Consider the following 17,494-nt stretch of genomic DNA (forward strand, 5'->3'; position numbering starts at 1 on the left):
TAACTCGGGCGGAATATTCGGCACACGCGGATGTAGATACATCTAAAATACTCCCACGGCGACACGTGGTCAACCGGCAACGCGATTTGACCAATGGCGTGCCTGCCGCCCGGCGTTCGCCGCGAATGGCCCGGATACAGCAGGCCACCATCAGCACTTGCTAGCCGCTTGTTCTCAGCGTCGGCGCCCTGATCAATCCATGCGATTCGATCGCACCATCGGTACGAGCGCACAATTCCGTTAGCCGGGAGCGCGCCAAGTCCGAATGCCCGCCCGATAATGCGGCCCATGAAGGCTTCTCCAGTCGGCTCAACATCGAACTGTCTTATCCGGCTTAGATGGTGAGCTACGTCATCAGTCGCAGGAAGATATCCGACTGGACTGCGAAGAATTCATACTGTGCTCGGGGCCACGTGAGCGATCGGGATATCGTCTCGACCGGACTGCGCTGTAGTCACAGTTAATCGACTGGCTTCCTGAATGCTCTCGCAAAGATTAGGAACGCCAGGAGATTGGCGCGCCACACTCGCAAAGCTGCTGGGAATTCACGTCACTGCACTTGCGGAGTTGATCGGGATGTTGAAGCGTTCGAGTGCTGACGTTGCGCGCGTGCTGGAAGCAGTCCCTGCACGCGAGATATTTGAAGCCGCGATCGGGCACCGATTCGCGAAGGACAACATGACCAATGTTGCGAAGCTCTTCACCTGGTTATAACTCAAGGAAACAAGTCCGGCATTTCCATAACTTCGGGAAAATTTTACACACCACCCCGCGACAATCGGTAGAAATTTTTCAGAAGAAACTTCGTGTCAAGTTCAGGCGATTCGTGCCGTTAAATAGCGACGACGCAGTACCAAGTCCTGGACGATAGATGAAAAAACACAGCATGTTTTCGGTTGCGCATCTGAAAGTGCACGCAGATGCCTTGATCGACGCAGTCAACGGCAGCAATGAGGTGGTGGTGATCTCACGCAATGGTGCCGCGAAGGCCGTTTTGCAGGACGTTGAGTCGTTTGAATCACTGCGGCGAGCCGTCAGTCTCCTCGAAGAACTGGCGAGCCGCCACAGCGACGTTCTGGAAGGCGCGCGAAGCGAGATTGATTCGGTGCTCAGCCGCCTGGGCAAGGTGTCTTCATAGAGGCGCACGTACCCCTTCCAGAAACGGCACACCTTTACATCGGCGGCGCTACGCCGTCCTTCTCGACCACGACGAATTGCGCACCATAGGCGCCGCCGTTGGCGGGCGCCGCCACCACGAACACTTTCTTTCCGGCGATCAGATCGGCACGCGTGGCGGGAGCAAGCGTCACGACGGGCACATTGGCGGGCACCGTGATGGAATTGCTGCCGCCCTTGTACGAGAGCTTCAGATCGCGACCGCTCGTGCTCTCGACAACCGTGTCCACGTTCGCGTTGGTCATCGAACTGTTGGCGCCGAGATCCCATGCATAGTGACCTTCGCCCGTGCCGCGTGCGGCTTCGGGGAAGACCAGCACTTCTTTCGCGGTCAGCTTGCCGTCGGGGCCGGGCGTGGCCGCCGCACCGACGTACGAACCCGGTTTGATATCGGCAAGCTGGATCGGCTTCACTGCGCTGACTTGCGATTTATCGCTCATGGCGATCGTCACGGTTTCGCCGCTGCGACGATGCACCGTCAGCGTATTGCCGGAGAACGACACGATGTCGCCACGAATGCGCTCCGGCTTCGCCGCCGGAGTTTGAGCGAACGATGTGCCGGCGATCGTCAGCGCGACGAGGGAAGCAGCGAACTTGAAACGATTGAACATAGGTACTCCGTCGATGTGATGTGATGTGATTGAAAACGTCAGCAGCGTGCGGCTCACGATCCGCCGAACCAGTTGTAGCCCTGGTTTTCCCAGTAGCCGCCGGGAAATTCGTTCGTCACCGTGATGGCGACGATATGTTTGGGATTCTTGTAGCCGAGCTTGGTGGGGATGCGCAGTTTCATCGGGAAGCCATACTTCGCCGGCAGAATGGCGCCGTCATAGGTCAGCGTGAGCAGCGTCTGCGGATGCAACGCTGTCGGCATGTCGATGCTTGTCCAGTAGTTGTCGGCGCAATGCAGCGCGACGTATTTCGCCGTCGTGTCCGCGCCGGCCAGCAGCAGGAAGTCGGAGAAACGCACGCCGCCCCATTTGCCGATCGCGCTCCAGCCTTCGATGCAGATATGCCGCGTCACCTGGCTGCGTTGCGGCAATGCCCTCAGATCAGCAAGCGTCCACGTGCGCCGGCCTTTGACCAGACCCGCGAGTTGCAGCCGGTACGTCTGTGCATCGACGTCCGGCACCTGATCGATATCGTAGAAAGCGTTGAACGGAAACGGCCGCGTCATCATCGATTCCGGATACGTCGGCGCGAGTTTGCTGCGATCGAAGAGCAGTGCCTGCGCATCGTCGTTGAACGAGGACATCGTGCGCAGCAGGTTGTTGACCGTTTTGTCGTTGGTCAGATCGCAGCCCGACAAAAGCGCCAGCCCGCCCAGCGTCAGGATTCGTTTGCCAAACAGACGGCGCGACGACGAACCCAGTTCCTTTTGCGCGTCCTTGATGATGGATGCAGCGTCGAGCGTCTGCACGTCTTTACGTGAAGTCATGATTAGCGGCCCCGGATCATGGTGAGTAGCGACCGCGGCACGAGCGCGACCATCGCAACATGGATCGCGAAGAATCCAGCAAGCACGCTCATTGCGACAAAATGAACGACGCGTGCGTTATCGAAGCCGCCCATCAATGTCCGCAGAAGCGGAAACTGCACCGGCTTCCAGATCGTCAGGCCGGACACGATCACCAGCGCAATATCGACGATGACGACGAGGTATGCCAGCTTCTGTACACCGTTGTATGTGCTGAGGTCGTGATGGCTCAGCTTGCCGCGCAGCGCGGCGATGAAGTCGGTAGCACCCGCGCGAAGCGTGACGGAGAAGATGTTTTTGCGCAGTCGTCCGGTGAAAATGCCCAGTGCCAGATACGCGACGAAATTGGCAACCAGCACCCACATGACCGCGAAGTGCCACAGCAGCGCCCCGCCCAGCCAGCCGCCGAGCGTAATAGCCGAGGGGAAGCGCACTGCACTGAAGATCGGCGACGCTTCATACACCTGCCAGCCGCTCATGCACATAAGGATCACCGCTACAGCATTGATCCAGTGAAACGCGCGCACCCACATGGGGTGAATCGTGGCGTGATTCAAGGAAACCTCGTTGTCGATGAAATGGGGCGCACATGGCGATCTGCGACGCAGGGCTGCGCGTCATGCGCGCACCATGGTTCACGCGGCAAAGCTGTCACTGCGTTCGCGCAGTGGATGCCGGTTGGCTTGAAGAGAAGGATCGCAGTTGGGCGGAGGCGGGGGTATCGGTCAAATGACCGATGTGTGTCAGAGCGGGATATTCAGGCGTGCGGCTTCCTGTGGGCCGTCATCAACTCGCAATCTGCCGCATATACGGTACCGGGACAAGAACTCACGCCCCCACCCAATGCAACCCGTCACCCCGGATTGTGACCGGGCGCCGCTGCGCGCCGCGTATATCGGCGTCCTTGCAAGCGTCCTGTTGATGGCGTTACAGCTATTGATCGGCTGGCTTGCCGGTTCAAGTGCGATCGTCGCTGACGGCACGCATACGCTCGTCGATCTGCTCGTCGACGCCTTGTTGTTCTCCGCGCTCCATCCTCGTGGAAAGTTGATACTGGCGATTGCGAACGCGCATCCGGCAAGGACGCCCGCCGCGCTGTGCGCCACGCTTTCGGCGGTAGTCGGCGCGGGTTTTCTTCTGCAGGGGTTAGCAAGCCAGTTCGATCACGCTGAATCGATAGCGGCTGGCGGCACGGCGGCAGCGCCAGGCTGGGCTATTCTGATGGCGCTGCTCGTGCTGGTCATTCGCGAGTCCACCGCGCGGCGGCTCGACGGCGCAGCGAACGCTGTTGCCACCAGCGACTCGGGCGCCGCCGGCGTGCTGGCCGCCGGCGCGTGGCACGCACGGATTGATGCGCTGTCGGCCTGTGTTGCAGCCGTGGGCGCGGCCGGTGTAGCGGCTGGTTTTGGTGGCCTCGACCATATCGCGAGCGCCCTGATCGGCCTCATCATGGTCGCCACGGCAGTCTTTCAGCAGAACGGGCCGATCCGCGAAGGCTTTACCCACCTCAGGACGCGGTTTTCACGACTGCGCTGAACAACAATTTGTCGTGCATACAACCGTTTCTGTTTGCGCCTGTACAAAACGAAGCGGCTAAATAAAAACGGCCCCGTCATCACTGACGGGACCGTCGAGGAAACGCGTTCTCACACGCTGCCCGCAAAACGCTTCTCTGTCGCAACCGCCTCATCCAGTCCAACGAAGCGGTTGTAGTCACCAAACGTGCTCATCTGATCCGCAATCGCATCGGTCGAGCCTTCGCGCAGGAACGTGGCGAAAACGTCCTTCACTGCCTTGTGCATGGTCAGCAACGATTCGATCGGAGCAAGCGTGTAGGCGAATCCCATCGCGTAGGCGTCTTGCATCGACACGAAAGGACTTTTTCCAGTGCGCGCCTGGTTAAAGAGAATCGGCTTGCCGAGCGGTGCGAGGCGTCGTGTCAGTTCGCGCATGTGATCGAGGCTTTCGGGCGCATCTGCATAAAGGCCGTCCGCGCCCGCTTCCGCATAGGCCTGAAGGCGTGCAATTGCATCCTCGATGCCCGTGACCGCGATCGCGTCCGTACGCGCGACGATAAAGAAATCCGGATCGGTGCGCGCTTCGATCATCGCGCGCAGCTTGAGCACCATCTCTTCTTTCGATACGAGTTGCTTGCCCGCGTAATGCCCGCATTTCTTCGGCAACGCCTGATCCTCGAGATGCAGCACCGACGCGCCCGCTTCTTCCCACAGACGTATCGTGCGCTGCACGTCGAGAATGCCGCCATAGCCCGTATCGGCATCCGCAAAAACAGGCAGCGAGGTTGCGCGGCAAATGCGGCGAATGTGCTCGAACATTTCCGTCTGTGAGAGCACGCCGATATCGGCTTCGCCGGCGATCACGCCAGACGCGACAAATCCCGAGACATAGAGCGCCTTGGCGCCTGCCTCTTCGGCCAGTTTGGCCGTAATGGCGTCGTGTGCGCCCAGGCAACAGAATGGTCCTTGCTGAAACAACTGGCGAAAGCGTGCGGAGCGGGTCAAGGTCGATCTCCCGAAAGCGTGGTCGAATTCACAGGTTGAGGTTCGGCGTCAGATGCGCTCGAGGTACGCCCAGGAGCGTGCCATGCGGTCAGTCGCGCGAAAGCGGTCGATAGCTTCACGCAGGCGCAGTGTCTGATCGATGTCGTCGAGACCCGCCAGCAACACCTCGCGCTGCGCGTCGTCGAAATCGAAGGTGATCGTTGCAAGTCCTGGCGCGCGAATCTCACGCGTCCGCAAATCGACTGCCACGCTCGCGCCGTCGCTCGCAGCGGCTGCGATCTGGGCGATGTGATCAGCGTCGAGGCGCAAAGGCAGCAAGCCGTTTTGCAAACAGTTGTTGTAGAAGATGTCGCCGAACGAAGGCGCGATCACGCAGCGAATGCCCGCTTCTTCCAGTGCCCACACGGCCATCTCACGCGAGCTTCCGCAGCCGAAATTCTTGCCGCCGAGAACCGTGCATGCATGACGGAGCGCTGGCCGGTTAAGGATGAAATCATCGCGCTCGCCGCTTTGCGGTCCATCGCCTTTATAGCGCAGCGTTTCGAACAGATATGGCCCAAGCTGGCCTCGCACGAGTTGCGAAATGCGCTCGATACGGATGATGAGATCGGTATCGACGTTATCGCGCAGCAAGGGCGCCGCCGGGCCTTCAATGAGCGTGACGGCTTTCATCATGCGGCTCCTGCATCGTGCGGCGCGGCGATGTGTCCAGCCAGCGCACTCGCCGCTGCGACAGCAGGACTCGCCAGATGCGTACGCGCGCCCGGCCCTTGCCTGCCGATGAAATTGCGATTCGACGTCGACACGCACCGCTCGCCGCGCCCAACCACATCGCCGTTTGCACCGACGCACATCGAGCAGCCCGGCTCGCGCCATTCGAAGCCCGCGGCGCGAAAGATGTCGTCGAGTCCTTCTTCATGGGCCTGGCGCGCGACCGTCAGCGATCCAGGCACGACCCACGCCTTCACGTTGCGCGCAACATGCTGCCCATCGACAACACGCGCCGCTGCGCGCAAATCCTCGATACGGCTGTTCGTGCACGAGCCGATGAACACGCGGTCCACGGCCAGTTCGCTCAAGTGTTGTCCCGCGCGCACACCCATGTAATCGATCGCGTTCTGCGCGGCGTTGCGACGCGACTCGTCGCCGAACATCGCAGGGTCGGGAATCGCTTCATCGAGCGCGATCACATGCTCAGGACTGGTGCCCCACGTCACCTGCACGCGAATATCGGATGCAACGATGTCCACCTCGACATCGAAACGCGCGTGCGGATCCGAAGCGAGCGCTTTCCAGTCGGCAACTGCCTCGTCGAATGCGGCGCCTTTCGGTGCATATGGTTTGTCGCGCAAGTAAGCGAAGGTGACGTCATCCGGTGCGACGAGGCCGAACTTCGCGCCCAGTTCGATGCTGAGATTGCACAGCGTCAAGCGCCCTTCCATCGACAGCGCTTCGACTGCTTCGCCCGCGTATTCCACCGCGAAGCCCGTGCCGCCCGCCGCGCCGATCCTGCCGATCAGATACAGGATCATGTCCTTCGCCGTGACGCCCTCGCGCACGCGGCCATTGAAGCGAACGCGCATCGTCTTCGGCCGCTTCTGGCGAATCGTTTGCGTCGCCAGTACATGCACGACTTCCGTCGAGCCGATGCCGAAAGCGAGCGCGCCCATCGCGCCATGCGTGCAGGTGTGGCTATCCGCGCACACAATCGACGTGCCCGGCAACGACAGCCCCAGTTCCGGCCCGATCACATGGACAATGCCCTGCTGCCCTTCGCTGCCCAGATCGAAGATCGGTATGGAAAGCTGCGACATCTGCGAGCGCATCGTATCGACCATCGCGGTGCTCCACGCGGCATCGCCAGCGCGACGTCCTGGTGCCGTCGAGATGACGTGATCGAGCGTGGCAAACGTGAGCGCCGGACTGTCGACATTCAAGCCGCGCCGCTCGAGCACGCGCACGGCTTCCACGCCCGTGAGTTCGTGCATCAGATGCCGGTCGACCTGAAGCAGATCGACGCCATCCGCGAGATGGGCAATCGTGTGGCTGTCCCACAGCTTGTCGAATAGCGTTGTCATCACCGTTCTCCGCCATGCGTGAGATGCCGCAGCCACGCAAGAAACAGCAGATTGACGAGCGTTGCGAACACGAACAGCATCAAGGCAATCGCCATGATCATGCTGGTTTCGTTGCGATTCATCGCGATCATCAGCAAGCGCCCAATGCCGCTCTGCGATGCAAACATCTCGCCGATCAGCGTGCCGAGCAGCGTGAGCGAAAAGCCGATGCGCAGGCCCGCGACCACTTCCGGCACACACGCGGGCAGCAGAACGTGTCGCGCGAATTCGACTGGCCGCATACGGTACGTACGCGCTGCGCGGCCATAAATGGGCGGCATGTTGCGAACTGCATTCATCGTGAACAGCGTGATCGGGACGATGCCGTGCATCACGCCGAACACGATCTTCGCCCACAAGCCGAGGCCGCACGCGAGCAGCACGACGGGATAGAGCGTGACCTTGGGTATCGAGTAGAAGCCCATCATCAGCGGCTCCATCACTTCGCCCGCCATTCTGCGCACACCGAGCACCAGGCCAAGACATACGCCCACGACAGCAGAGATCACGAACGCCGAGGCGAATGCGAGCGATGTCACATAAAGACTCGTCGGAAAGTCTGGGTCGCTGACGATATGAATGGCACGCCGTATCGTGGCGACGGGCGTGGTGAGCACGTTGGGTCCGAGCAGCTCGCTCAGACCTTGCCACAGCGCGGCCAGCACGATGATCAACACCAGCGAATCCATCCAGCGCCGCGTGTGACGCGGCCTCGCTGTATGCACCGCGATAACTGTGCTCATGCCGCCTCCCTTCTGATGCGCCGGTAAAGGCGTCTTTCTGCCATGCGCAGCATCGCATTCAAGGTACCGATGAACACGAGCATCAACAGCATCAGGCCGTACATGGTCGGATTGTCGAAGGCGTTATAGGCAAACGCGATCTGGTATCCAAAGCCAGAGCCCGACAGCACGAACTCGCCCGCCCCCACTGCAATGAACGCGTAGACGACTGTGAGCTTGATGCCCGTGAACACAAAGGGAAGACTGGCGGGCAAGGTGATCAGGCGGATTTCATCGAATGCGCTCATCCGGCAGACGCGCGCCGTGCGCAACATCACGCGCGGCACGCGTTCGAGTCCGTTCAGCGTGTTGACCGCCATCGCCACGACTGCGAACAGAAAGCCGATGCCGATCAACGGCCAGCGATTCAATCCGAAGATGACGATCAGAATCGGATACAGCACGAAAACAGGCACCGCGTAATACGACAGCAGAAGCGGATCGAGCACACGCCGCACACGCGGCAGCTTGAACAGCAGCACGCCGCCGATAAAACCCACCACGACTGCCAGTACCACGGCAACCAGCGCACTGCTGAGCGTCTGCACGATATCGATGGTGTATTGTCCCGACGTGAGAATGGTCCATGCGCTCATTGCCATGCTCGATGGCGGAATGAACGACACCGGGTTGATCCACGAGAGCCGCGTCGCGATTTCGAGCAACACGATGAGCGCCAACACCAGCCCGATGCGCCAGCGCGCGGCGACATTCATGACTGGCTCCCGAGCGCTTTCAGTGCTTCGTCGCGCAACAGGCCCCACACTTGCGCGGTCAATTCGCCGAAACGCGGATCGAGCGCGATCTTGCTGTCGCGCAGACGCGACCAGCCTGTTTCGATGGTTTCGATGAATCGCCCTGGACACGCGGACATGACGCCAATGCGATCGGACAGCAGCACCGCTTCGTCGATCGAGTGCGTGATGAGCAATACCGTTGCGCCTGTATCGCGCCAGAGTTTCAGCGTCTCGTCGCCCATCAGCAGACGTGTCTGCTGATCGAGCGCGCCGAACGGCTCGTCGAGCAGCATCAGACGCGGACGCACGACCATCGCACGCGCAATACAGACGCGCTGACGCATGCCGCCCGACAACTGCGCCGGATAAGCGCGCGCGAACGCTTTGAGTCCCATGAACGACAGCGCATGATCCACGCGCTCGCGCACTTCGTTCTCCTGCACCCCGGCGCGGCGCGCGGCGAACGCTGCGTTGTCGAAAACGTTGAGCCAGGGAAAGCTCGCGTCCTCCTGAAACACGACAGCGACACCATCGGGCACTTCACGCCCGACGGGACGCCCTTCGAATTCCACCGTGCCGCCGCTCGCGGGATTCAGTCCCGCGAGCACATCCAGCAAGGTCGATTTGCCGCAGCCCGAAGGCCCCACCACGGAGAAGAACTCGCCCGCTTTCAGCTCCAGACTGACCGGCCCGAGCGCGTGAAACGGCGGCTTGTCCGCGCTGCCAGGATAGATGCGGGTGACATCCTTCAGACGCGCCTGCACGCGAGGCGCATCCGGCAGCGCGCTATCCCGCGATACGACGGAGATGCTGGGACGACGGGGCAACACGCTCATCGCGGCCTCACTTCTTCGTTTGAAGATCGGCCGGAAGCAACGACTGGTCGACGATCTTCGACCAGTCAAACGGGCCGTCGGGAATGGCCTTGACGAGTATCAGGCCCTTGAGCACTTCATCCATGCTCTTGCGGTCGAAGCTGCCTTCGCTCCAGTACTTCGGATCGGCATTGAGCACGTTATTGATGGCCGACGCGGCCACGGCAGGATCCATCTTGTACTGCTTCGCGAGTATCTGCGCGGATTCTTCGCGATGCGCGGCGATATATTGCACCGCCTTGCGTCGCGCGTTAATGATGCCCTTGATCACATCGGGATGCGCCTTCAGGTAATCCGTGCGCACGATGCCGACCGTCTGCGTTTCATTCGGCACGATGTCCGATGAACGGAACGCAATGCGCAACTGATCTTTCTTCTCGCTGAACGAAGGCTCGGTCATATAAGCCACATCCACTGCGCCCTGCTGTAGCGAAGTCAGCATGCCGCTCGAACTGCCCACGGGTTTGCGTTGCACCTGACCCGTGAGCCCCGCACGATCGAGCGCGATGGTCACGATCGTATCGGTGGTCGATTTCGGGCTGCTGTAGCCGATGGTCTTGCCTTTCATCTGCTGGATGTTGGTGATCGTGCCGTTCTTCTGTTCGACCCACACGAGGTCGGCGAGACTCTGTACGCCGCCATGCACAATCGTCAGATCGACGCCCTGCTTGACCGCGGAAATCGCGGCAGGCAAGGCGACTTCACCATAAGGAATCTCTGAAGCCATCGCATTGCGCACCGTCGTGCCGCCGCCTTCCGATGTGATGAAGCCGGTCACGTCTACGCCTGCTTCCTTGAAGAAGCCCTTGTCGAGTGCAACGGCGAACGGCACGCCGTACATGCCGTCTCCCCAGTGCGTAACGGTGAGTGGCGCGGCACGCGCGCCCGTGCCGCAAGCGAGCGTTGCGGCGAAGGACATCAGAACGACACTGCGTGCGAATCTCCGTATGCCAGACATGAGGGCGTCTCCAGGAGCGGCGGTCTCGCATCGTGCAGGGCGCATGCGGCCGCACTGTGTTTTGGACCTTCTTCTTTAGCGCTTTCAAACCGACACGGCACATCGACACCGCAAGCAACATCGATTAACCGTGTAAGTTAATGTATGCATTAATTCGCGCGAAGTCCAAGCCTTTGAAGTGCGTACTTACCCGTGTATGGCGGAAATTCAGGCTTGCTGGATGCCGTATTGCTGCAGCACATCAGTCTGGTCGCGCCACCCGCGTTCGCGGTGCGCGCGGTACAAATCGCTGGCTTTCGCTGCGTCGCCGCAGCGCATCGCGTCGATGATCGCGCGATGCTCGTCGATCGATTCGAGCGGTTGCGGGTGCGCCTTGACCATCTGCGTAAAGCGTCGCACGCGATGCACCTGATCGCGGCAATTCATGACGACGCGCGCAAGCCGCGCGTTGCCGCTCAGTGCGACGAGCGTTTCGTGGAAGACTTCGTCTTCGGCGGCCCAGGTGAGCATGTCGCCGCGCTCGAAGGCGGCGCTCATGTTGTCGCACGCCTGCGTAAGTGGCGCGAGATCGATGTCAGCGCGCGAGGCTACGAGGCCCGCCGCCGTCGACTCGAGACTGATCAATACCTGATAGATGTTCCTGATGTCGGAGATCGACGTGGGCACGATGCGAATGCCATGACGCGGCACGATCTGCACGAGACCTTCACCTTGCAGCCGGATAGCGGCTTCGCGGATCGGCGTGCGCGAAAAGCCGAGCATCAAACCAAGCTCCTGCTCCAGAAAATGTGAGCCGGGCGTCAGCTCGCTCTCGATGATTCTGCGGCGCAGTTCGCGGTAAGCGAGTTCGGTGGTGTTGGCCTTCGTGCTCATGATGGAGGCTCCTGGCTGCGTCATGCGTTTTGCGCCGATGGTAGCACCGCTTCATTCATCGACAAGATGTGCCACGAGTTTTCTGCACGCTTCGGGCAAGGCATCGAGCGAGCGCACGCCGATCAGCAGTTCGCGCCCGGCCCACGCATTCGTCAGCGCGACTATATTCAATTCGGCTGAGCGCGCGTGTTGTTGCGCGACGGCAAGCGGCATCACGCCGAGGCCGAGGTTCGCTTCGATCATCAGGCATTGCGCGTCGTAACCCGTCACCTGGATGCGCACCCGCACCGCGCGCCCGAGTTCGTTGGCGGCCCGCGTGAGGCATTGGCTGATCGCCGTATCGGCGGGCAAGGCGACGAATTCGTGATCGAGTGCGTCGGCGAATGCGATGGATTGCCGCTGCGACAACGCGTGATCGCGCGGCGTGACGAGAACGAGATTGTCGGTGTGATAAGGCAGCGTCTGGATTGCGTAGCCATGCGGCAGCGAAGTAAAGACACCGATATCCGCAGCGTTCTCGGCCACTGCGCGCACGACTTGCGCGCTCGGCTTTTCGTCGAGTTCGATACGCACGTGAGGATGGCTCGCCGCAAACGCCTGAATATCGCGCGGCAGAAACTGCACGATCGACGAGATGTTGGCGGCCACTCGCACGATGCCGCTCGTACCCGCCGCGAAGTCACGCATCTGGATTGCGATATCGTCGAATTGATGCAACGCACGATGCGCCAGCGCCGCAAGCCGTTTGCCCGCTTCCGTCGGCACGACGCCCTTATTGGTGCGACGCAAAAGCTCGACGCCGACGTACGCTTCAAGCTCGCTGATACGTCTGCTCACCGCCGCCGCCGCAATGTGCTCGCTCTCTGCTGCAGCGGCAATGGTGCCGGCTTCGGCAACCGCGAGGAACAGTTTCAGCGAGAGCGGATCGAGTGATGGCATGCGCGTATGGGCTGGGATGAGTGCTAAAGCATGGCGCGAGCCGACAGTGTACTGACCCGCTTCGTGATCTGCCTTGTCATCGTTAACTGCGATGGCGGCATGATGAATGAGTGCTTTCCCTTGCGTCGCGCGGCTTCCACAATGAATCGACCATAAAAGGAGCGAGACATGGACGTTCACGCACCCACGCAAACCGCGACACGTATCCGGGTTTTCTGGCAACCCGGTTGTTCCTCATGTCTGCGCACCAAGGAATTCCTGACGCGCCAGGGCATCGAATTCGAATCGATCGATGTCCACAACGACCCTGAAGGACTCGCCGCGCTGACGGCGTTAGGTGCGCGCAGCGTGCCCGTCGTCGCGCTGGGCCAGAAATACACGCTGTGCCAGTCGATCAACGACGTCATCCGTTTTCTCGATCTGAAGACCGCGCCGACGCCGCCGTTGCCGCCGGAAGAACTCGTCAGGAAGCTGGCGCACGTGCTCGAAGCCAATGCACGCTACACACGGCAGTTCGGCACGGACTATTTTCGTCAGCCCTTTCGCGATCGCAATCGCACGCCTGCAGGGCTGACGTTCCATGTGTTTCGCGTGGCCGAAATGGGCGTGCAGGCCGCGCATCAGATCGAACTGCGCTTCGAAGGCTTCGACGAGACGCCGTCCGACGACTGGCAGGCGGAGGACATCGCGCAATGGGGCGAAAGCGTGCGGGAGAAACTGCTCGCGTGGTGGGACAAGGAAAGCAGGCAAGGCGACCCTTCCCTTTCCTACGATGTACCGACCTACTACGGCCGCCGCTCGATGCATGAAGTGCTCGAACGCACCGCGTGGCATAGCGCGCAACATACGCGGCAAGTCATGCTGATGCTCGAAAGCGATGGCGTGCCCGTGGATCGGCCTTTGACGCGGGAAGACCTCGCAGGCCTGCCCTTGCCCGAAGAAGTCTGGGACAGGTAAGCGCGTGCAGGTGGCTTAAAACTGACGAATCTGAACCCGCTAACGTATACATTGAGCGATACGGCGTTTGCATTCTCATATAATGAAGGCGTTCCTACCCAGACGGTCAAGTCTCTGGAATGCCCAGCATGGCACACGCCCCTACCGCCGACGCGATCACCCGGCCTCGCGAGAAATCGACCGAAGCGGTTTACCAGAAGATCCGTGAAATGATCTTGAGCAATGCGTTGCGGCCCGGCACGCAGATGCTCGAACAGGAACTCGTGCAGATGTTCGGCGTGAGCCGCACGCCCGTGCGCGAGGCGCTGATCCGTTTGCAAAGCGAACATCTGGTGCAGATCGTGCCGCGACACGGCGTACGCGTGCGCAACGTGTCGCTGGCCGATCTCGAAGAGGTATTTCAGGTGCAGACCAGCCTTGAGGCGACAGCCGCGTTGGTGGTTGCAGCACGCAAGCCGGGCGCAAGAGAACTCAAGCCGCTTGAAAGATCATGCTCCGACATGGAACGCGCCTTCGATAAGGACGATCGGGAAGCGTGGGCCGCGGCCTGCGAATCGTTCTATCTGCATCTCGTTACGTTGAGCGGCAATCCGCGCCTTGTGCAGGTAGTGAGTGAATGCGTCGGTCAGGTGCGGCGCGTTCGTGAACTCACGCTGAAACTCATTGCCATCCCCGACTCGCAAGCGCAAACGCTGCGCGACATCATCGACGCTTTGCGAAGCGGCGACGGCGCGACAGCCGAGACGCTGTGCCGGCAGCACCGCGCGGCCAATCTGGACAGTCAGATTGAAGCCTTGCGGCGCTTCCGCATTCTCGACGTGTGACTGTGCCTCTCAGCGCTCAGCCAGCGTGCGCGCGATCGAATGCCCACACTTCCGGGAAGCCCATCAACTCGCACATGTCGGAAAACGGGAACATGTTGCCGGTGGCATGCTGCGTTCCGGCGCCCGCAAGAATCTCGCCGTACACGCCTTTGAGTGCCTTCGCGACCGACAGAAATCCCGAAGCCGGATAGATCGCCAGCGAAAACCCGAACTCCTGCAATTGCGCCGGCGGCACTTGCGGCGTGCGCCCGCCTTCCACCACATTCACGAGCAGCGGCATGTCGAAGGTGCGCCCGATCTTCTCCAGTTCATCGACACTCTCGGGCGATTCGATGAACAGCACGTCTGCGCCCGCTTTCGCATACGCTTCGCCACGCCGCAGCGCTTCATCAAGGCCGAGCGACGTGCGTGCGTCCGTGCGCGCGATGATCTGAAAGTTGCTGTCGCTCCGGCTCTCGACGGCAACCTTGATCTTCGCGACCATATCGTCGAGCGGAATCACGCGGCGTCCGGGCGTGTGTCCGCACTTCTTCGGAAACTCCTGGTCTTCGAGTTGAATGCCCGCTGCACCCGCGTGTTCGTAGCCGCGCACGGTATGCGCGACGTTCAGCAGACCGCCATAACCCGTATCGGCGTCGCAGATGATCGGCGTGTTCGTGCCGCTGCAAAACGCCGCCACGCGATTGACCATGTCCGTGTAGGTTGCAAGGCCCGCATCCGGCAGGCCTAGATACGACGCCACCGTCCCGAAGCCTGTCATGTACAGACACTCGAAGCCCATCGAATCCGCCATTTTTGCGGAGATCATGTCGAAGATGCCCGGCGCGGTCACGATCTCCTTGCGCGCGAAGCGTGCCTTCAGTGTCTTGCGTTTATCGTGGTGTGCAATGCTCATGGCGTGTCCTGTAACGGTGAGATGGTCAACGGTGCGATTCCTGCGAAAGCGATGACGCGGCGGCGAACGCATCGCTGGTTTCGGGCGCGATGTCTTCGAGCGAACGGCGATTGGTTTCGATGCCGAACAACGCAAGCACGCCGACGAGCACCGCGCACGTGCCGGCGATCATCGACAGCACGTCCTTGATGCCGCCCACTGCATACATCGCGACAACGAGCTGCGGCGCGAGAATCCCCGTCACGCGGCCGGCGCATCCGGCGATGCCGTTGGCGCGCATACGGTTCTCGGTCGCGAACAGTTCGGGGATATACGTCGCGACGCCGAGCGCGACCATCAGATAGGTGAGCGTGAAGAGGCAAAAGCCCAGCAGCGTTGCCATCTCGACGCTGGTCGAATGCCCGTACAACCAGCCGATCAGTGCCGCAAGCGCGGCAACCGCGAGCAATCCGTTCTTGCGCCCCACGCGATCCGCGATGAGCACGCCGATAAGCGCACCCGCCGGTCCACCGAGCGACATCAGCGTGCTGTAGCCGAGCGATGACGCCATGCCGAGACCCTGTTTGATCAGGAACGTCGGCACCCAGACGATGAACCCGTAGATCACCATGTTCACAGCAATCTGCACGACAATCGACACGAAGGTTCGCCTCAGTTGCGGCGGCACGAAGAGATCGAGAATCGTGGTGCGGGACGCGGTGGTACGCGGCGTTTCCACGACAGGCGGCAAGGTGCCATCGCGCGACGATTCTTCTTCGGCTGCACGCAATATCGCTTCGGCTTCCGCGTAGCGGCCTTTCGATTCGAGCCAGCGTGGCGACTCAGGCGTGCGTTTGCGAATGACCCACACGACCATTGCGCCGATACCGACGATGGCGAACATCGCGCGCCAGCCTATCGTCGGAATGATCAGATAACCCAGCAGGCTCGAAAAGAACAGCGCCGAATTCGTGATCAGCGAGAGATACGCAGACCACTTGCCGCGCACGGCAGGCGGCATGAATTCACCAATCGATCCATAGCCGACCACGATCTCCGCACCTAGCCCCAATCCCATGAAAAAGCGGCACACGATGAGCCATGTCATCGACGGCGCGAATGCTCCCGCGATCGACGCCAGTCCGAACACGGCAAGATTGAACTGATAGGTGAACTTGCGTCCTTTCGCGTCGCCGAGCACGCCCGCCGTGAACGCGCCGAGCAACATGCCGATAAAGGTCGATGAGAGAAACGCCGCATTGAGTAGCAGCGTCGACCAGCCGCTTTTCGCCAGCGCGCCGAGCACACTGCCCGCGAGGTAGATGTCGAACGAATCGAGAAACATGCCCGCGCCGATCAGCCAGAGCACGCGTTTGTGGAAGCCGGAAATCGGCAAGCGGTCGAGGCGCGGACCCGCGGTCACTGTACTCAGCACGTCGTGTCTCCTTTGCCGTCGTAGCGGCAATATGTGTCAACGCGCCACGCGCGTTCGATAACCGGCTCTCTTTCAGCTGTTCGGACTTTCCCTGTTGTAGCGGTCGATCACTGCTTTCTCGGCAGCGAGGATGTGGCAGCGCATGATGGCTTCCACCCACGCGGCATTGCGTTGTTCGAGCGCCGAGACGATCTCGACGTGTTGACGCGCGCTGCGCACGCGATCGTCGTCCTCGTAAGTATCGAAGGTCCACTTGATGAGTGGCGTTTCCTTCATCGATCTGAGCGAGCGATCCAGACGCGCGTTGTTTGCGGCGGCCGTCACGATCGCGTGAAACTCGCCGTTGGCCGCGAACCATGCTTCGCTGGACGATGTGGTGGACGGCTCCTGCGTGATGTCGAGCATCGCAGTGGCAAGCGCCTTGAGCCGTTCGATGTCGGATGCCGTGATGTGCAATGCGGCGCGTGAGGCGAGATAAGGCTCGATCAGGAGGCGCGCTTCGAAAATCTCGCGAACGTCCTGCAGGGTCCACGCCTTGACGCGCACGCCGTAATTCGGCCGCGTCTCGACCCAGCCTTCTGCATCGAGTCGACGCAATGCCTCGCGCACGGGCGTACGGCTTACGCCAAGGCTTTTCGCCAGTTGTTCTTCGCGCAGATATTGCCCGGCGCTGTAGCGGCCGGTCGCCAGCGCGTCCTTGATCGCCAGATAGACGTCGTCGCCGGAGCGTGACGCTTCGGGCAGCGTTGTATGCAATATTGCCTCTGACACTGCCATTTCCGTCCAAATTGGCCGTTTGACGAATTTATTGTATGCAATGTGGGCGATTTGAGATGTGGGGATTTCCCTGGACCTTGTCGCCCCCGTGGGGCCTTGGCGATTTCCAGAGGAACCAGTTGCTACGCGGCGAGATACTGTATATATTCACAGTACTGTGTTTACATACAG

At 60.8% G+C, this 17,494-nt stretch carries 20 protein-coding genes; 5 read left to right on the plus strand and 15 right to left on the minus strand.

Annotated elements, in window-relative coordinates; all coding sequences use genetic code 11:
- Window positions 1–480 precede the first annotated feature (480 nt).
- Together DK391_RS01395 and DK391_RS01400 are read left to right on the plus strand one after the other, a co-directional pair.
- Entirely contained in the window at window positions 481–714 is a 234-nt protein-coding gene (locus DK391_RS01395; protein WP_109476193.1) for a hypothetical protein, read from the plus strand.
- 157 nt (window positions 715–871) lie between these two features.
- On the plus strand, window positions 872–1,138 hold the full coding sequence (locus DK391_RS01400; protein ID WP_109476194.1) for a type II toxin-antitoxin system prevent-host-death family antitoxin: 267 nt from the start codon (window positions 872–874) through the stop codon (window positions 1,136–1,138).
- A 34-nt stretch (window positions 1,139–1,172) separates the two neighbouring features.
- On the opposite strand, the gene DK391_RS01405 is transcribed toward DK391_RS01400, so the two are convergent.
- Genes DK391_RS01405 through DK391_RS01415 form a run of 3 tightly spaced genes read right to left on the minus strand, consistent with a single transcriptional unit; the run spans window position 1,173 to window position 3,210 of the window.
- The gene (locus DK391_RS01405; RefSeq protein ID WP_109476195.1) at window positions 1,173–1,787 is read right to left on the minus strand and encodes a hypothetical protein; all 615 of its coding nucleotides are present in this window, start codon (window positions 1,785–1,787) and stop codon (window positions 1,173–1,175) included.
- A 53-nt stretch (window positions 1,788–1,840) separates the two neighbouring features.
- Window positions 1,841–2,614 (minus strand): molybdopterin-dependent oxidoreductase, encoded by a 774-nt coding sequence (locus DK391_RS01410; protein WP_109476196.1) that lies wholly within the window; start codon window positions 2,612–2,614, stop codon window positions 1,841–1,843.
- Between the two features lie 2 nt (window positions 2,615–2,616).
- Entirely contained in the window at window positions 2,617–3,210 is a 594-nt protein-coding gene (locus tag DK391_RS01415) for a cytochrome b/b6 domain-containing protein (RefSeq protein WP_109476197.1), read from the minus strand.
- A 286-nt stretch (window positions 3,211–3,496) separates the two neighbouring features.
- Here DK391_RS01415 and DK391_RS01420 point away from each other — a divergent pair, with 286 nt between their 5' ends.
- Entirely contained in the window at window positions 3,497–4,189 is a 693-nt protein-coding gene (locus DK391_RS01420) for a cation transporter (RefSeq protein WP_204117267.1), read from the plus strand.
- A gap of 110 nt (window positions 4,190–4,299) precedes the next feature.
- On the opposite strand, the gene DK391_RS01425 is transcribed toward DK391_RS01420, so the two are convergent.
- The 9 genes from DK391_RS01425 to DK391_RS01465 all read right to left on the minus strand — a co-directional run bounded on the left by DK391_RS01425 (window position 4,300) and on the right by DK391_RS01465 (window position 12,456).
- Window positions 4,300–5,175 carry an isocitrate lyase/PEP mutase family protein gene (locus tag DK391_RS01425; protein ID WP_109476199.1) on the minus strand — a complete coding sequence of 292 codons (876 nt, stop codon included), beginning with the start codon at window positions 5,173–5,175 and terminating at the stop codon, window positions 4,300–4,302.
- A 48-nt stretch (window positions 5,176–5,223) separates the two neighbouring features.
- Window positions 5,224–5,847 (minus strand): 3-isopropylmalate dehydratase small subunit, encoded by a 624-nt coding sequence (gene leuD, locus DK391_RS01430; RefSeq protein WP_109476200.1) that lies wholly within the window; start codon window positions 5,845–5,847, stop codon window positions 5,224–5,226.
- Window positions 5,847–7,253, minus strand: a complete 1,407-nt coding sequence (gene leuC, locus DK391_RS01435) for a 3-isopropylmalate dehydratase large subunit (protein WP_109476201.1) — start codon at window positions 7,251–7,253, stop codon at window positions 5,847–5,849. The genes leuD and leuC overlap by 1 nt, the downstream gene beginning before the upstream one ends.
- Window positions 7,253–8,035, minus strand: a complete 783-nt coding sequence (locus tag DK391_RS01440; RefSeq protein ID WP_109476202.1) for an ABC transporter permease — start codon at window positions 8,033–8,035, stop codon at window positions 7,253–7,255. The genes leuC and DK391_RS01440 overlap by 1 nt, the downstream gene beginning before the upstream one ends.
- Window positions 8,032–8,790 (minus strand): ABC transporter permease subunit, encoded by a 759-nt coding sequence (locus DK391_RS01445; protein ID WP_109476203.1) that lies wholly within the window; start codon window positions 8,788–8,790, stop codon window positions 8,032–8,034. Before DK391_RS01445 ends, DK391_RS01440 begins: the two co-directional genes overlap by 4 nt.
- Window positions 8,787–9,647 carry an ABC transporter ATP-binding protein gene (locus DK391_RS01450; RefSeq protein WP_109476204.1) on the minus strand — a complete coding sequence of 287 codons (861 nt, stop codon included), beginning with the start codon at window positions 9,645–9,647 and terminating at the stop codon, window positions 8,787–8,789. Before DK391_RS01450 ends, DK391_RS01445 begins: the two co-directional genes overlap by 4 nt.
- A gap of 7 nt (window positions 9,648–9,654) precedes the next feature.
- On the minus strand, window positions 9,655–10,605 hold the full coding sequence (locus DK391_RS01455; RefSeq protein ID WP_109476205.1) for an ABC transporter substrate-binding protein: 951 nt from the start codon (window positions 10,603–10,605) through the stop codon (window positions 9,655–9,657).
- A gap of 246 nt (window positions 10,606–10,851) precedes the next feature.
- Complete coding sequence (locus tag DK391_RS01460) at window positions 10,852–11,517, minus strand: GntR family transcriptional regulator (protein WP_239482666.1); 666 nt, start codon at window positions 11,515–11,517, stop codon at window positions 10,852–10,854.
- A 51-nt stretch (window positions 11,518–11,568) separates the two neighbouring features.
- The gene (locus DK391_RS01465) at window positions 11,569–12,456 is read right to left on the minus strand and encodes a LysR family transcriptional regulator (protein ID WP_109476207.1); all 888 of its coding nucleotides are present in this window, start codon (window positions 12,454–12,456) and stop codon (window positions 11,569–11,571) included.
- Between the two features lie 168 nt (window positions 12,457–12,624).
- Between DK391_RS01465 and DK391_RS01470 the strand changes: the two genes are divergently transcribed.
- Together DK391_RS01470 and DK391_RS01475 are read left to right on the plus strand one after the other, a co-directional pair.
- Window positions 12,625–13,413: a glutaredoxin domain-containing protein gene (locus DK391_RS01470; protein WP_109476208.1), complete on the plus strand. Its 789-nt coding sequence runs from the start codon at window positions 12,625–12,627 to the stop codon at window positions 13,411–13,413.
- 128 nt (window positions 13,414–13,541) lie between these two features.
- A complete protein-coding gene (locus DK391_RS01475) occupies window positions 13,542–14,237 on the plus strand; it encodes a GntR family transcriptional regulator (protein WP_239482667.1) in 696 nt (231 codons plus the stop codon).
- Window positions 14,238–14,253: 16 nt separating this feature from the next.
- On the opposite strand, the gene DK391_RS01480 is transcribed toward DK391_RS01475, so the two are convergent.
- The 3 genes from DK391_RS01480 to DK391_RS01490 form a co-directional block, all read right to left on the minus strand.
- Window positions 14,254–15,132: an isocitrate lyase/PEP mutase family protein gene (locus DK391_RS01480; protein ID WP_109476209.1), complete on the minus strand. Its 879-nt coding sequence runs from the start codon at window positions 15,130–15,132 to the stop codon at window positions 14,254–14,256.
- A 25-nt stretch (window positions 15,133–15,157) separates the two neighbouring features.
- Window positions 15,158–16,546 carry an MFS transporter gene (locus DK391_RS01485; RefSeq protein WP_109476210.1) on the minus strand — a complete coding sequence of 463 codons (1,389 nt, stop codon included), beginning with the start codon at window positions 16,544–16,546 and terminating at the stop codon, window positions 15,158–15,160.
- A gap of 72 nt (window positions 16,547–16,618) precedes the next feature.
- A complete protein-coding gene (locus tag DK391_RS01490; RefSeq protein ID WP_109476211.1) occupies window positions 16,619–17,323 on the minus strand; it encodes a GntR family transcriptional regulator in 705 nt (234 codons plus the stop codon).
- Window positions 17,324–17,494 lie beyond the last annotated feature (171 nt).

The sequence above is a fragment of the Paraburkholderia sp. C35 genome, from assembly GCF_003121405.1.
Classification (GTDB): domain Bacteria; phylum Pseudomonadota; class Gammaproteobacteria; order Burkholderiales; family Burkholderiaceae; genus Paraburkholderia.